At 74.2% G+C, this 14,353-nt stretch carries 12 protein-coding genes and 1 pseudogene; 9 read left to right on the top strand and 4 right to left on the bottom strand.

Annotated features, from left to right (window positions below; genetic code table 11):
- Window positions 1-171 (top strand): annotated as a pseudogene (locus AB0D93_RS37680) (esterase); the annotation flags it as partial.
- A 96-nt stretch (window positions 172-267) separates the two neighbouring features.
- Window positions 268-1,734 (top strand): hypothetical protein, encoded by a 1,467-nt coding sequence (locus tag AB0D93_RS37675; protein WP_362129929.1) that lies wholly within the window; start codon window positions 268-270, stop codon window positions 1,732-1,734.
- Window positions 1,735-1,788: 54 nt separating this feature from the next.
- Here the strand turns inward: AB0D93_RS37675 and AB0D93_RS37670 are convergent, their stop codons facing one another.
- Window positions 1,789-3,213, bottom strand: a complete 1,425-nt coding sequence (locus tag AB0D93_RS37670; protein WP_362129926.1) for a PH domain-containing protein — start codon at window positions 3,211-3,213, stop codon at window positions 1,789-1,791.
- Window positions 3,210-3,713 carry a PH domain-containing protein gene (locus tag AB0D93_RS37665; protein ID WP_362129923.1) on the bottom strand — a complete coding sequence of 168 codons (504 nt, stop codon included), beginning with the start codon at window positions 3,711-3,713 and terminating at the stop codon, window positions 3,210-3,212. Before AB0D93_RS37665 ends, AB0D93_RS37670 begins: the two co-directional genes overlap by 4 nt.
- Window positions 3,714-3,744: 31 nt before the next feature.
- Here AB0D93_RS37665 and AB0D93_RS37660 point away from each other — a divergent pair, with 31 nt between their 5' ends.
- Window positions 3,745-4,896, top strand: a complete 1,152-nt coding sequence (locus tag AB0D93_RS37660) for an NADH-quinone oxidoreductase subunit D (RefSeq protein WP_362129920.1) — start codon at window positions 3,745-3,747, stop codon at window positions 4,894-4,896.
- 24 nt (window positions 4,897-4,920) lie between these two features.
- Here AB0D93_RS37660 and AB0D93_RS37655 read toward each other — a convergent pair whose 3' ends face one another.
- Window positions 4,921-6,018, bottom strand: a complete 1,098-nt coding sequence (locus tag AB0D93_RS37655) for an SAM-dependent methyltransferase (protein ID WP_362129935.1) — start codon at window positions 6,016-6,018, stop codon at window positions 4,921-4,923.
- A 250-nt stretch (window positions 6,019-6,268) separates the two neighbouring features.
- On the opposite strand from AB0D93_RS37655, the gene AB0D93_RS37650 reads away from it, so the two are divergent.
- Window positions 6,269-7,474 carry a sensor histidine kinase gene (locus AB0D93_RS37650; RefSeq protein ID WP_362129916.1) on the top strand — a complete coding sequence of 402 codons (1,206 nt, stop codon included), beginning with the start codon at window positions 6,269-6,271 and terminating at the stop codon, window positions 7,472-7,474.
- A 67-nt stretch (window positions 7,475-7,541) separates the two neighbouring features.
- Window positions 7,542-8,213: a response regulator transcription factor gene (locus AB0D93_RS37645; RefSeq protein ID WP_362129913.1), complete on the top strand. Its 672-nt coding sequence runs from the start codon at window positions 7,542-7,544 to the stop codon at window positions 8,211-8,213.
- Window positions 8,214-8,291: 78 nt separating this feature from the next.
- On the opposite strand, the gene AB0D93_RS37640 is transcribed toward AB0D93_RS37645, so the two are convergent.
- Complete coding sequence (locus AB0D93_RS37640; RefSeq protein WP_362129911.1) at window positions 8,292-9,473, bottom strand: beta-eliminating lyase-related protein; 1,182 nt, start codon at window positions 9,471-9,473, stop codon at window positions 8,292-8,294.
- Between the two features lie 245 nt (window positions 9,474-9,718).
- Here AB0D93_RS37640 and AB0D93_RS37635 point away from each other — a divergent pair, with 245 nt between their 5' ends.
- The 4 genes from AB0D93_RS37635 to nadC are packed head-to-tail and all read left to right on the top strand — an operon-like array spanning window position 9,719 to window position 14,353.
- A complete protein-coding gene (locus AB0D93_RS37635) occupies window positions 9,719-10,666 on the top strand; it encodes a DUF2520 domain-containing protein (RefSeq protein WP_362129909.1) in 948 nt (315 codons plus the stop codon).
- Complete coding sequence (gene panC, locus AB0D93_RS37630) at window positions 10,663-11,664, top strand: pantoate--beta-alanine ligase (RefSeq protein WP_362129907.1); 1,002 nt, start codon at window positions 10,663-10,665, stop codon at window positions 11,662-11,664. The genes AB0D93_RS37635 and panC overlap by 4 nt, the downstream gene beginning before the upstream one ends.
- Window positions 11,661-13,382 carry an L-aspartate oxidase gene (locus tag AB0D93_RS37625; RefSeq protein ID WP_362129904.1) on the top strand — a complete coding sequence of 574 codons (1,722 nt, stop codon included), beginning with the start codon at window positions 11,661-11,663 and terminating at the stop codon, window positions 13,380-13,382. The genes panC and AB0D93_RS37625 overlap by 4 nt, the downstream gene beginning before the upstream one ends.
- A 5-nt stretch (window positions 13,383-13,387) precedes the next feature.
- Window positions 13,388-14,353, top strand: a complete 966-nt coding sequence (nadC, locus tag AB0D93_RS37620) for a carboxylating nicotinate-nucleotide diphosphorylase (protein WP_362129901.1) — start codon at window positions 13,388-13,390, stop codon at window positions 14,351-14,353.

Genomic DNA, 14,353 nt, shown 5'->3' with positions numbered 1-14,353 from the left:
GGTGAACACAACTACAAGGACACGCTCAGATTCATCAAGAGTGTGCAGGACACGAACGTGACCAGGATTTCGTCGATCATCCTTCCGAGCGGCGGGCACAACTTCAACACCTGGCGGCGCGAGATCCCCGCCACGCTCCAGTGGCTCAGCACCCGACTGGTCGCCCACTGAGCATCCCGGACCCGAAGCCCCGTGAAGCCGGTGATGTGGCCGGGTTTTTACGGGGCGGGGGTCCGCGATTCGCCTACGCGCGGTAAGTTTCTGGCCATGCCACGTGGACGCCACCGCCATTCCCCACCTCTGCACAGGCTGTTGCCTCCCTCGGCGATCGCCGGTGTCTCCCTCGTCTGCGCGCTGGGTCCCTGGGTGTTCTCCGAGGCGACGGTGTTGCGCGCGCTGGCCGCGGCCGCCGCGGCGACCGCGCTCGTCGGCGCCTTCGTGATGCGCCGCTGGGACATTCATGCGGGCAAGCAGGTCGCCGACCTCACGCGCGCGCGTGCCGGCGACGAATGGCGGTACGAGGAGCGGGTCGCCGAACTGGAGACCGACCTGGAGGAGTCGCGCGAGCTGCGCACCAAGCTGGAGCAGCGGCTGCGCGCCAAGCGCGCGGAGCTGGCCGGCCTGCGCAACGAGCACGCGGCCCTGCTGCGCCGGTACGCCACGGCGGAGACCGAGCGCGCGAGTGCCCTGGAGGGACGCCGGCTGCTGGAGCTCGAGGCGGCCGTGCCGTCGTCCTCGCCCGCGCTGCCGCCGGCGCGCAGCCCCGAGCCGGAGCCGGCCGAGGAGCCGGAGCCCGCGGGGACGAAGGCCGTGGGCGAGGCGGACTCCGCGGACGAGCCGACGGCCTACGCGGTGTTCTCGCCCGAGGGAGCACGGCTGTACGGGCGGGCACTGACCGCCCTGGCCCGGTTCGAGGCCAAGGCCGAGGACGAGTCGGCGACGCCCGCCGCGGAGGCGGCCCCGACCGTCGTGGACGAGGCCGCGCCCGCCGCTGACGAGGCCCCGCCCACCGCTGACGAGGCCGCGGCCGCCGCTGTCGAGGCCGCGCCCGTGTCTGCCGACGCCGCGCCCGCCGGGGACACGGCTCGGACGCCGACGTCTCCCGACGTGGACGAGGACGACGGTGACGGCGGTGACGACGGTGACGGCGTCAAGGCCGACGCGGGCGTCGTCGTCACGCGCAAGGACCAGGTTCGCAGGGCCGGTGCGGGCGAGGCCGCACCCGTCGCCGGAGGCGCGGTGGACGGCGGCGTGCCGGACGGCGCCGGAGCCTCCCGGAGCGAGGCCGCCGTGTCGGCCGCACCGGAGAACCAGGAGGACGAGGCGCAGGGGCAGTCCGTGGCGGCCGGCGAGCACGCGCGCGCGGCCGCCGCCCCCTTGGCACCGGCCGAGCCCGCCAAGCCCGTGACCCAGCCGCCCGCCGGGCACTTCACGGTGCCGACCGCGGTGGCCGTCGTACCGGCCGCGCCCGCGCGGCGCCCGGTGGTCGAGGGCGGTTTCGACTTCTTCGGCACCCAGAAGGACGCGCCGCAGGCCACGCTGGACTCCGTGCAGAACGAGGATCTCGCCGACGTCGTCGGCCCGGAGGCCCTCGCCGTGCACAAGGCCGAGGCCGAGGCGGAGTTCAAGCACGCCGGTGCGGGAGAACACGGCGTCGGCCAGGTCATCGACCTGACCGCGCACGACGAGACCGAGCAGATCGACGTCCAGGGACTGCGCACCGCGGCCTCCTGAGACCTCACCAGGCACAGGGCCCGGCTTCCCCGCGCAGGGGAGCCGGGCCTCCTGTCATCCGGAGGTCATCCAGCGGTCGGGACGGGCCTCCCGGCGGCCGGTACGGGATCTCTCCGCCTGGGCGTGCAGGAGCCGCTCGGCCTCCTGGGCGTCCCGCAGCCGGGCCGTCACGGTCTTGTCGGCCCCGGTGTCCACGTGGACGTCCGCGAGCCGCCAGAGGCGCTGCCAGGGTCCCTGGCTCAGCCGTACGCTCTGCACCTTGGCGTGCGGGACCAGTGAGAGCCTGCGCCGCAGCAGGCCGTGCCGGGTGGCGAACACCGTGTCGGTGACCGCGAGACGGTGGCCGCGCCACCACACCGGCACGTACCAGCGGGAGCGCAGCGGCGGCCGGGACAGTTCCTGAGGCACCGTCACCCCGTGCAGTACGCGCGAGACCACCGACTCGGCGATCGGGCGCGGGGCGACCGGCACCAGCACCGAGTTGGCGGATCCGGCCACGTCCAGCTCCACCCGCACCCAGCCGAGCCGCCGCCACAGCACCGGTTCCACGATCCGCACGGTCTGCACCCGGCCGGGCGGGACCGTCTCGTGCGTACGGTCCAGGAGGCCGTGGTCGATGCGCAGCCCGTCCGGTGACTCGCTCACCTTCCAGTCGAACTCGCCGGCGAACCGTCCGGCGCTGCCCGCGCCGGCCGCGCCGAGCAGCGGCAGAGCCGTCGCGAGGACGGTCCACAGGCTGTGGGTGGTGAGCCACAGCACGGCCGGCACGACGATCGCGGCGCACAGCGAACCCCAGGTGGCGCCCGTCAGCACCAGGGAGAGCGCCAGCGCGCGTGGGGGCACGCGCAGCAGCTCCCGCGCCGGAGCCTCACCGACTTCGCGCGCCGTCTCGGGGGCGAAACCCGCCGCGCGCGCGAGCAGCTCCGCGCGCAGGGCGCGCGCCTCCTGCTCGCCCAGGAAGGCCAGTTCGTCCTTGTCGTCGGCGCCCACGACGTCGATCCGCAGCTTGGCGACGCCGGCCACGCGTGCGAGGAGGGGACGGGAGACGTCCACGGCCTGGATGCGCTCCAGCCGGATGTGCGCGGTGCGCCGGAACAACAGGCCGGTCCGGATGCGCAGTTCGCCTCCGGTGACCGCGAAGTGCGTGAACCACCAGGACAGGAAGCCGTACAGGCCGGCCACCGGCACCAGCACCGCGAGCCCCAGCAGCAGCGCGGTCGTGGTCAGGCGCGCCAGCTGCTCCTGCGTGCCGTTCGGGTCGTGCACGGCCCACCCGGCGAGTACGGCGACCGGGGCCCAGGCCCGCCGGAAGGGCGTGACGGGGTGCAGTCGGCGCTCGGTCACGTCCGCGCGCCCCGCGGCGCCCGCCGGACCGCCCGCGTCCCGTATCGGCTCTGCGGCGTCCACGCCGTCCATGGAGTCCCCGGCGTCCGCGGCGCCCGTCGCGTGTATCGCGGCGCCGTCGTCCGGGCCCGTCACAGGCCCGCCGATCGCGCCTCGCCCAGCTCGGTGAGCCGGTCGCGCAGCCGCTCCGCCTCGGCCGGGTCCAGGCCGGGGATGGTGGCGTCGCTCGCGGCGGCCGCCGTGTGCAGCTGCACGGTGGCCAGCCCGAAGCGCCGCTCGAGCGGCCCGGACGTGACCTCCACGAGCTGCATCCGCCCGTACGGCACCACGGTCTCCTCGCGCCACAGGACACCGCGGCTGATCAGCAGGTCGTCGGCGCGCTCGGCGTACCGCCACGAGCGCCAGTTGCGCCCGATCAGCCACCGGCACCATACGGCGACGGCCAGGGGGACCAGCGCGAACGCCGCCCACGCGGGCCCCACGAGCAGGCCGAGCAGCAGTCCGGTGGCCACCGCGAGCCCCGTCATCCACACCGCCACGAGCAGCCGGCGCACCTGCATCAGAGCGGGCTGCAGTCCCCGCCAGACCAGGCCGGCCCCCGGTATCCCGGTCTCACCCGGGCTCCCCGTTTCCATGGGCCCAGCGTACGTAGGGGAAACTGGGGCCATGACTCCTACGACGGAGACCACGGTCGGTATCGGCGGCGCCGCGGAGAGCACCGACATGGTGCTCAACATCGGGCCCCAGCACCCGTCCACGCACGGCGTGCTGCGGCTCAGGCTCGTGCTGGACGGGGAGCGCATCGTGCGCGCGGAGCCGGTGATCGGGTACATGCACCGCGGCGCCGAGAAGCTCTTCGAGGCGCGCGACTACCGGCAGATCATCGTGCTCGCCAACCGCCACGACTGGCTGTCGGCGTTCTCGAACGAGCTGGGCGTGGTCCTCGCCGTGGAACGGATGCTCGGCATGGAGGTGCCCGAGCGGGCGGTGTGGATGCGCACGCTGCTCGCCGAGCTGAACCGGGTGCTGAACCACCTGATGTTCCTCGGGTCCTACCCGCTGGAGCTGGGTGGCATCACCCCGGTGTTCTACGCGTTCCGCGAGCGCGAGGTGCTCCAGAACGTCATGGAGGAGATCTCCGGCGGCCGCATGCACTACATGTTCAACCGCGTCGGCGGTCTCAAGGAGGACATGCCGGCCGGCTGGACGGCACGCGCGCGTGCCGCCGTCGCCGACGTGCGCTCGCGCATGGACGTCTTCGACGAACTGGTGCTCGGCAACGAGATCTTCCGGGGGCGTACCCGCGGGGTGGGCGCGATGACGCCGGAAACCGTGCACGCCTACGGGGTGAGCGGGCCCATCGCGCGTGCCTCGGGCGTCGACTTCGACCTGCGCCGCGACGAGCCGTACCTGGCGTACGGCGACCTCCAGGACACCCTGAAGGTCGTCACCCGGAGCGAGGGCGACTGCCTCGCCCGCTTCGAGGTGCTCCTGGAGCAGACCCACAACGCGCTCGATCTCGCCGACGCCTGCCTGGACCGGCTCGCCGAGCTGCCGCAGGGGCCGGTCAACCAGCGGCTGCCGAAGGTGCTGAAGGCGCCCGAGGGGCACACGTACGCGTGGACCGAGAACCCGCTCGGCATCAACGGCTACTACCTGGTCAGCAAGGGCGAGAAGACGCCGTACCGGCTGAAGCTGCGCTCGGCGTCGTACAACAACATCCAGGCGCTGACCGAGCTGCTGCCGGGGACGCTGGTGGCGGACATGGTGGCGATCCTGGGCTCGATGTTCTTCGTGGTCGGCGACATCGACAAGTAGGCCGGCGCAGGGAGAGCGGCCGGCTCAGGCGAGCGGGTCCGGGATCCCGACCGCCTGGACCAGCCAGCCGAAGTCGCCGAGCCCGCCCGGGGCGGTGAGTTCGGCGGCCTCTCCGGCGCTCGCGAGGGCGCGCACGTAGGCGGAGGGGTCGGTGGAGGCCAGCGTGAGCGGGGGGCGTGCGCCGGTGATGTCCAGGGTGCGCAGGGCGGCGCGCTGGGTGAGCAGGCGCGCGGGGGGCAGAGTGCGCGTCGTGCCGGAGGGCGCGTCCGCCGCGCCCGGGTGCGAGGCCGAGCGCGCCGGGTCCTGGGGCGCGTCCGAGTGTGCGGGCGCCGGGCCCAGCGACGTACGCGCCGTGCGCGCCGTGTCCCATGGCGCCTCCGAGCGCATGCGCGCCGTAGGAGCCGCCGCGCACGCGTCCAGTGCGACGTGCGCCGTGATGTCGCACGACCCGTCCGGCACGGGCGCCGTCTCGCGCCCTTCACAGAAGCCCGTGAGCGTCCCGAACGGGGGACGCGTGCCGGCGGTGTGCGCGTAGTCCACGGCCACCGCGAGCCCGCGCGCCATCCGGTCCACGACCGACGCCCACGCCAGGTCCCGCGGCAACCCGATCTCCGCGCGCAGCCCTTCCTCGGCCGGCAGCGGCCACCATCGTGCGAGCCAGTCCGCCCCGGCGCCGGTCACCGGCTCACCGAGCCGCTCGGTGCCGTCGTCGGCGACGAGCACCAGCCGGGGCACCCCCGCGGAGTCGGCCTGCACGACGTCGACGGGCACGTTGTCCAGCCACTCGTTGGCGAACAGCAGCCCCGTGACGGCGGCCGGGGGCGTGTCCAGCCAGGTGACCCGGTTGTCCAGTCCGGCCGGGCGGTCGGCGAGTTCGACGGCGTACGCGCGCGTGCGGGCGGCCACCTCGGCCGGCAGGGCGGCCAGCACCCCGGTGACCAGTTCGCCGCGCCCCGCCCCCATGTCGACGAAGTCCAGCCCGGGGGGCCGTCCCAGCGCCCCGTCGACCAGGCACAGCAGCCGGGCCACGGCCCGCGCGAACAACGGGGAGGCGTGCACGGACGTACGGAAGTGGCCGGCCGGTCCCTCCGGGCGGCGGTAGAAGCCGCCGGGTCCGTACAGCGCCGCTTCGGTCGCCGCGCGCCAGCCGCGCCGGCCGCGCCGGGCCCCCGCGCCGTGCGGGCCGGGCCGGTCGTGAGCGCCGTGGCCGTCGCCGCCGGGCCGTTCCGCTTCCGGGGCCGTCTCATCCGTCACCGGAACAGACTAGGCGCACAGATGATCACTTCCTCCACCTTGCGGAGTACGCGTGCGGGGGACGGATCGGCCCTCCGGTTGACCCCTGCACGCATCTGTTTTCCCTACTCTGGGTTACGTGCAGCGCCTCTACGACTTCCTCCGCCGCCACCCGACCTGGGTCGACACCTTCTGGGCCGTCGTCCTGCTCGGGCTGTCCGGTCTGAGCGTGGTCAACATCCACGGGGCGCCCGGTCACCACATGACGCTCGCCGGCGGGGCGGCCGTGTCCGCCGTCCTGTGCGTCGTCGTCGCACTGCGCCGCCGCTTCCCCGAGCCCATGCTGCTGGTGGCCCTCGCCGTGGGCCTGGCCCAGCTGGTGCTGGACATCGAGACGACCGTCGCCGACTTCGCGATGCTCGTGATCGTCTACACGGTCGCGACGATCGGCGCGCGCTGGGCCTCCCGGCTCGCGCTCGCCGCCAGCCTCGGCGCGGCGACCCTCGCGCAGATCCGCTGGCCGAGCGAGCACACCGGCTTTCTGGGGCAGATCGTCATCGTCGTCTTCCAGACCGTGCCCTTCGCGCTCGCCTGGGTGCTCGGTGACTCCATGCGCACCCGGCGCGCCTACTTCGTGCAGCTGGAGGAGCGGGCCGCCCGCCTGGAGAAGGAGCGGGAGGCGCAGTCGAAGGTCGCGGTGGCCGCCGAGCGCGCCCGTATCGCACGCGAGCTGCACGATGTCGTCGCGCACAACGTGTCGGTGATGGTGGTGCAGGCCGACGGCGCCGCCTACGTCCTCGACACCACGCCCGACCAGGCCAAGAAGGCCCTGGAGACGATCTCCTCCACCGGCCGCCAGGCCCTCGCCGAGATGCGCCGCCTGCTGGGCGTGCTGCGCACCGGTGAGCACCAGGAGGGCGGGGAGTACGTCCCCCAGCCCGACGTCGAGCAGATCGACGACCTAATCGAGCAGTGCCGCAGCTCCGGCCTCCCGGTCGACTTCAAGGTCGAGGGCACCCCGCGTCCGCTGCCCAGCGGCGTGGAGCTGACCGCGTACCGGATCGTGCAGGAGGCGCTCACCAACACCCGTAAGCACGGCGGGCCCAACGCGGGCGCGAGCGTCCGGCTGGTCTACTTCGACGACGGGCTCGGCCTGCTCGTCGAGGACGACGGCAAGGGCGCCCCGCACGAGCTGTACGAGGAGGGCGGTGCGGACGGCCACGGGCACGGGCTGATCGGCATGCGCGAACGGGTCGGCATGGTCGGCGGCACCCTGGACGCCGGGCCGCGCCCGGGCGGAGGATTCCGCATCAGCGCGCTGCTCCCGCTCAAACCGGCGCACTGACGCAGCCGTACGCCCCCTGTTGGCACCTGTACACCGGTACGACCCCGCTCCGACCGAAAGAGGCCCGATGACGATCCGCGTGATGCTCGTCGACGACCAGGTGCTGCTGCGCACCGGGTTCCGGATGGTGCTCGCCGCCCAGCCGGACATGGAGGTCGTCGCGGAGGCGGGCGACGGTGTCGAGGCCCTGCAGGTGCTGCGGTCCACCGCCGTCGACGTCGTCCTGATGGACGTCCGCATGCCCAAACTGGACGGCGTGGAGACGACCCGGCGGATCTGTGCCGAGCCCAACCCGCCCAAGGTGCTGATCCTGACCACCTTCGACCTGGACGAGTACGCCTTCTCCGGGCTGAAGGCGGGCGCCTCCGGCTTCATGCTCAAGGACGTGCCGCCCGGTGACCTGCTGGGCGCGATCCGTGCCGTGCACAGCGGTGACGCGGTCGTGGCGCCCTCCACCACCCGGCGCCTGCTGGACCGCTTCGCACCGATGCTGCCCTCCACCGGCAAGGAGCCGCAGCACAGGGAACTGGAGCGGCTCACCGACCGGGAGCGCGAGGTGATGGTGCTGGTCGCCCAGGGCCTGTCCAACGGGGAGATCGCGGCCCGGCTGGTGCTGAGCGAGGCGACAGTGAAGACCCATGTGGGCCGCATCCTGACCAAGCTCGGCCTGCGCGACCGGGTACAGGTCGTGGTGCTGGCCTACGAGACGGGCCTGGTGCGCGCGGGCGGCCACGGCTGAGCCCGGCCGCCGGGCGACCCGGGTGCGGGCCGCCGTCCGGTCACGCCCCGCACCGCCGGCCGCGCCCGCGCGCGGTGATCACGGAGCGGGCAGCCGGGAGACGAAGTCCGCCACGGCCGTGCGCACGTCGTCCGCCGTCCAGCCGAGGCCGGGGGCACGCACGGCGACCTCGGTGAAGGACAGCCCCGGTCCGCCGCGGTCCCACGGACCGGCGAAGAGGTACGTCCCCGTCTCCTCGGCCTGGCGCAGCGCCGCCTCCGTCAGGACGCCGTGGTCGTACGGCAGCCAGACCTGGAAGTCGTGGGTGTGCGGTTCCCCCGGGTGCACGCGCGCCCACGGGACCCCGGCCGCCGCGAACCCCTCCCGCAGCGCGGCGGCCACCACGCGCGCGTGCCGCACGTAGTCCGGCAGCCGGGGCAGTTCCCGCTCCAGGCCGGCGAGCGCCGACAGCGCGGTGGGGAACTGCTGGAAGACCATCCCGCCGTACCGGTGCCGCCACGTCTTCGCCTCCTCCACCAGCGTCCTCGGACCGGCCAGCGCGGCACCGCCGAAGCCGTCGAGGGACTTGTAGAAGGACACGTAGACGCTGTCCGCCAGCCCGGCGATCTCCTCCAGGGACCGGCCGAAGTGGACCGTGGTCTCCCACAGGCGCGCGCCGTCGAAGTGCACCACCGCGTCACGCTCCCGCGCGGCCTCGACGACCTCGGTCAGCTCCTCCCAGGCCGGCAGCACGAAACCGGCGTCCCGCAGGGGCAGTTCCAGCATCAGTGCCCCGAAGGGCTCGTCGAAGTCGCGTATCTCGGCGGCGGTGGGCAGCCGCGGCTCGCTGGTCACGCGCACCGGACGCAATCCGCTGACCTCGCTGAACGCGTGGCGTTCGTGCACCTCCGGGTGGGCCAGGGCGTGCAGCGCGACCGTGGGGCTGCCGGTGCGGCCCGCCCAGCAGCGCAGTGCCACCTGCTGGGCCATCGTGCCGGTCGGGAAGAAGGCGGCGGCCTCCGTGCCGAGCAGGGCGGCGACCCGGCCCTCCAGGTCCGCCACGATCCCGTTGCCGTACTGGTCCACGTACTGGTCCAGGTCGTACACCTGCGGCGCCGCTTCCTGGAGGGCCGCCAGCCGCTCCCCGATGGTGAGCCGGAAGCCCGCGCGCGACAGCACGCACCGCGCGTTCGCGAAGGCGGCCCGCCGCCGCTCCCGCACGCGCTCCTGCTCGGACGCTTCCGCCTGCCGCTCTTCGCCCTGCTCCGCCGTGTCGGTCATGTACGGATCATGCCGTGGGGCCCCGCGCGCGGGCAGCCGGTTTTCCGCGGGCGAAACCGCCGCCACGCCGGGCGAAACCGCCGCGACGCGTGGGGAAACAGCCGCCACGCCGGGCGAAACCGCCGCGACGCGTGGCGAAACCCACAGCCTGTGGACAACCGGTCGGCGCCGGACCGAGATAGCGTTAACATGACGAGAAATCGTCCGGTACCCAGAGCGGACTGGAACGGGAAGGCCGCCGTCGCGTGAGTACAGTCCACCAGCCAGACCTCAAGGACCGCCCCGCGCGGCTCACCGTCGGCGTCGTCGGCGCCGGCCGCGTGGGCCCCGCGCTCGCCGCGTCCCTCCAGCTCGCCGGGCACCGCCCGGTGGCCGTCTCCGGAGTCTCCGACGCCTCCCGCAGGCGCGCCGAGACCATGCTCCCCGACGTGCCGCTGGTGCGGCCCGCCGAGGTCCTCGACCGCGCCGACCTTGTGCTGCTCACCGTCCCCGACGACGTCCTGCCCGACCTCGTCACCGGCCTCGCCGAGACCGGCGCCGTACGGCCCGGGCAGCTGCTCGTGCACACCTCCGGCCGGTACGGCGCACGGGTCCTCGACCCGGCCCTGCGCGCGGGCGCGCTGCCGATGGCCCTGCACCCGGCGATGACCTTCACCGGCACCCCCGTGGACGTCCAGCGCCTGGCCGGCTGCTCCTTCGGCGTCACCGCGCCCGAGGAGCTGCGGCTGGCCGCCCAGGCCCTGGTCATCGAGATGGGCGGCGAGCCCGAGTGGATCAGCGAGCAGAACCGCCCGCTCTACCACGCGGCCCTCGCGCTCGGCGCCAACCACCTGGTGACCCTGGTCGCCCAGTCGATGGAGCTGCTGCGCACGGCGGGCGTCGAGGCGCCCGACCGGATGCTCGGCCCGCTGCTCGGCGCCGCCCTGGACAACGCCCTGCGCTCGGGCGACGCGGCGCTCACCGGGCCCGTCGCGCGCGGGGACGCGGGCACCGTCGCCGCCCACATCACCGAGCTGCGCGAGCACGCCCCGCAGACCGTCGCGGGCTACGTCGCGATGGCCCGCGCGACCGCCGACCGGGCGCTCGCGCACGGCCTGCTGAAGCCCGAACTCGCCGAGGACCTGCTCGGCGTCCTGGCCGACGGGACCGGCGGCACGAGAGGCACTCACGGCACCGAGGGGAACGACCGATGACCACCGCCCTGCTGAGCACCGCCGACGAGCTGCACGCGCGCGTGCGCCGCGGCCGGCGTGCCGTCGTGATGACCATGGGCGCCCTGCACGAGGGCCACGCCACCCTGATCCGCACGGCGCGCGAGATCGCGGGACCGGACGGCGAGGTCGTCGCCACCGTGTTCGTCAATCCGCTGCAGTTCGGCGCGGGCGAGGACCTGGACCGCTATCCGCGCACCCTCGACGCCGACCTGAAGATCGCCGAACAGGCGGGGGCGGACGCCGTGTTCGCGCCCTCCGTGGACGAGGTCTACCCCGGCGGCGACCCCCAGGTCCGCATCACCGCGGGCCCCATGGGCGAACGCCTGGAGGGCTCCTCGCGGCCCGGGCACTTCGACGGCATGCTCACCGTCGTCGCCAAGCTGCTGCACCTCACCCGCCCCGACATGGCCCTGTTCGGGCAGAAGGACGCCCAGCAGCTGGCGCTGATCCGGCGCATGGTGCGGGACCTGAACTTCGGCGTCGAGATCGTCGCCGTACCGACCGTGCGCGAGGCGGACGGGCTCGCCCTGTCCAGCCGCAACCGCTACCTCTCGCCCGAGGAGCGCCTGACCGCGCTCGCGCTGTCCCGCGCGCTGTTCGCGGGCCGCGACCGGCACGCCGCGCAGGAGGCCCTGCGCGCGCGTGCCCGGGAAGTGCCCTCCACGCAGGCGCGTGCCGAGGCGCTGAGCGCCCTCGGGGAGTCCCGGGCGGCCGCCGACGCGCACGCGGTCGCCACGGCGTCCCCCGGCGGCCCGGCGGCCGTCCGCGCCGCCGCCCGCCAGGTGCTGGACGAGGCCGCCCGCTACGCCCCGCCGCTCGAACTGGACTACCTGGCCCTCGTCGACCCGTCCGACTTCACCGAGATCGGCGACGGCTTCACCGGCGAGGCCGTCCTCGCCGTGGCCGCGCGGGTCGGCACGACCCGCCTGATCGACAACCTGCCCCTCACCTTCGGAACCCTCGGAGCCGCCTCGTGACCAGCACAGGCATACGACTGCACGCGCCCGCCCCCGGCTGGGCCATCTCCGCGGACGTGGTCGTCGTCGGCTCCGGAGTCGCCGGCCTGACCGCGGCCCTGCGCTGCCAGGCCGCGGGTCTGACGACCGTCGTCGTCACCAAGGCCCGCCTGGACGACGGCTCCACCCGCTGGGCGCAGGGCGGCATCGCCGCGGCCCTCGGCGAGGGCGACACGCCCGAGCAGCACCTTGAGGACACACTGGTGGCCGGCGCGGGCCTGTGCGACGAGGAGGCCGTACGGATCCTCGTCACCGAGGGCCCCGACGCCGTCCGGCGGCTGATCTCCACCGGTGCGCACTTCGACACCGACGACGAGGGTGACATCCAGCTCACCCGCGAGGGCGGCCACCACCGGCGCCGGATCGCGCACGCGGGCGGCGACGCGACCGGCGCGGAGGTCTCCCGGGCGCTCGTGGAGGCCGTACGCGCGCGTGGGCTGCACACCATCGAGAACGCGCTCGTGCTGGACCTGCTGACCGACGCCGACGGCCGCACGGCCGGTGTCACGCTGCACGTGATGGGCGAGGGCCAGCACGACGGCGTGGGTGCCGTGCACGCCCCCACGGTGGTCCTCGCGACCGGCGGCATGGGCCAGGTGTTCTCCGCGACCACCAACCCGTCCGTGTCGACCGGTGACGGCGTGGCGCTGGCGCTGCGCGCGGGCGCGGAGGTCTCCGACCTGGAGTTCGTGCAGTTCCACCCGACCGTGCTGTTCCTCGGCCCGGACGCCGAGGGACAGCAGCCGCTGGTCTCCGAGGCGGTGCGCGGCGAGGGCGCCCACCTGGTCGACGCCGACGGCGTGCGGTTCATGGTCGGGCAGCACGAGCTGGCCGAGCTGGCGCCCCGGGACATCGTCGCCAAGGGCATCCTGCGGCGGATGCTGGAGCAGGACGCCGAGCACATGTTCCTGGACGCCCGGCACTTCGGCGCCGAGATGTGGGAGCACCGCTTCCCGACCATCCTGGCCGCCTGCCGCGCCAACGGCATCGACCCGGTCACCGAACCGATCCCGATCGCCCCGGCCGCCCACTACGCCTCCGGAGGCGTCCGCACCGACGCCTGGGGCCGTACGACGGTGCCCGGCCTGTACGCGTGCGGGGAGGTCGCCTGCACCGGTGTGCACGGCGCCAACCGGCTCGCCTCCAACAGCCTCCTCGAAGGCCTCGTCTACGCCGAGCGGATCGCCGCCGACATCGCGGCCGCGCGAGCGGAGAACGGCCTCCACGCGCGCGTGCCCGTACCGGTCGCGCACCCCGAGAAGCCCGCGCACCCGCTGCTCGCCCCCGAGACCCGGTTCGCCATCCAGCGGATCATGGCCGAGGGCGCCGGCGTGCTGCGCTCCGAGGACTCCCTCGCCCGCGCCGCCGAAGAGCTCCAGCAGCTGCACACCGACGCCCGCGGCGCCCTGGAGGAGAACGGCAAGACGGCCGAGCCCGGCGTCGACACCTGGGAGGCCACCAACCTCCTGTGCGTCGCCCGCGTCCTGGTCGCCGCCGCGCGGCTGCGCGAGGAGACCCGCGGCTGCCACTGGCGCGAGGACAGCGCCGAGCGCGACGACAGCCACTGGCGGCGCCACATCGTCGTACGGCTCAATCCGGACCGGTCGCTGGCCGTGCGCACCACCGACACCGCAGACTTCCCCCCGACCCGGCACAACCAGCGTCCCCAGGAGCAGTGACAGACGTGAGCACCGACGACCTTCCCCTCGTCCCCAACGGCGGCTGCGGCTGCGGCGCCGAGGGCGACGAGGAGTACCTGGAGAGCGGGCTCGACCCCGCGCTCGCCGAGCTGCTGGCCGCCGCCGGGCTCGATCCCGTAGAGGTCGAGGACATCGCCAACGTGGCCATCCAGGAGGACCTGGACGGCGGCGTGGACGTGACGACCGTCTCGACCATCCCGGAGGACGCCACCGCCACCGGCGACTTCATCGCCCGCGAGGCGGGCGTCGTGGCGGGCCTGCGGGTCGCCGAGGCCGTGCTCTCGGTGGTCTGTACGGACGAGTTCGAGGTCGAGCGGCACGTCGAGGACGGCGACCGGGTCGAGGCCGGACAGAAGCTGCTGTCGGTCACCACGCGCACGCGTGACCTGCTCACCGCCGAGCGCAGCGCCCTGAACATCCTGTGCCGTCTGTCCGGCATCGCGACCGTCACGCGCGCGTGGTCGGACGTGCTGGAGGGCACCAGGACGCGCGTGCGCGACACCCGCAAGACCACCCCGGGCCTGCGCTCGCTGGAGAAGTTCGCCGTCCGCTGCGGCGGCGGCGTCAACCACCGCATGTCGCTGTCCGACGCGGCCCTGGTGAAGGACAACCACGTGGTCGCCGCCGGCGGTGTCGGCCAGGCCTTCAAGGCCGTACGGGAGGCCTTCCCGGAGGTGCCGATCGAGGTCGAGGTCGACACCCTGCACCAGCTGCGCGAGGTCGTCGAGGCGGGCGCCGACCTGATCCTGCTGGACAACTTCACGCCCGACGAGTGCGCGGAGGCCGTCGGGATCGTCCACGGGCGGGCCCTGCTGGAGGCCTCCGGCCGGCTCACGCTCGACACCGCACGCCTCTACGCCGACACCGGCGTGGACTTCCTGGCCGTCGGCGCGCTCACCCACTCCGCGCCGATCCTGGACATCGGCCTCGACCTGCGCGAGGCGGAGTAA

This window comes from Streptomyces sp. NPDC048191, assembly GCF_040652655.1.
Lineage (GTDB): Bacteria > Actinomycetota > Actinomycetes > Streptomycetales > Streptomycetaceae > Streptomyces.
Note: the sequence above shows the minus strand (reverse complement) of the source record. Positions and strands in the feature narration are given on the sequence as shown.

What these genes read in the sequence shown, in the direction of transcription:
- panC (WP_362129907.1), top strand. Translation starts at nt 10,663, where the DNA reads ATGACCACCGCCCTGCTGAGCACCGCCGACGAGCTGCACGCGCGCGTG.
- AB0D93_RS37645 (WP_362129913.1), top strand. Translation starts at nt 7,542, where the DNA reads ATGACGATCCGCGTGATGCTCGTCGACGACCAGGTGCTGCTGCGCACC.
- AB0D93_RS37675 (WP_362129929.1), top strand. Translation starts at nt 268, where the DNA reads ATGCCACGTGGACGCCACCGCCATTCCCCACCTCTGCACAGGCTGTTG.
- AB0D93_RS37660 (WP_362129920.1), top strand. Translation starts at nt 3,745, where the DNA reads ATGACTCCTACGACGGAGACCACGGTCGGTATCGGCGGCGCCGCGGAG.
- AB0D93_RS37665 (WP_362129923.1), bottom strand. Translation starts at nt 3,713, where the DNA reads ATGGAAACGGGGAGCCCGGGTGAGACCGGGATACCGGGGGCCGGCCTG.
- AB0D93_RS37640 (WP_362129911.1), bottom strand. Translation starts at nt 9,473, where the DNA reads ATGACCGACACGGCGGAGCAGGGCGAAGAGCGGCAGGCGGAAGCGTCC.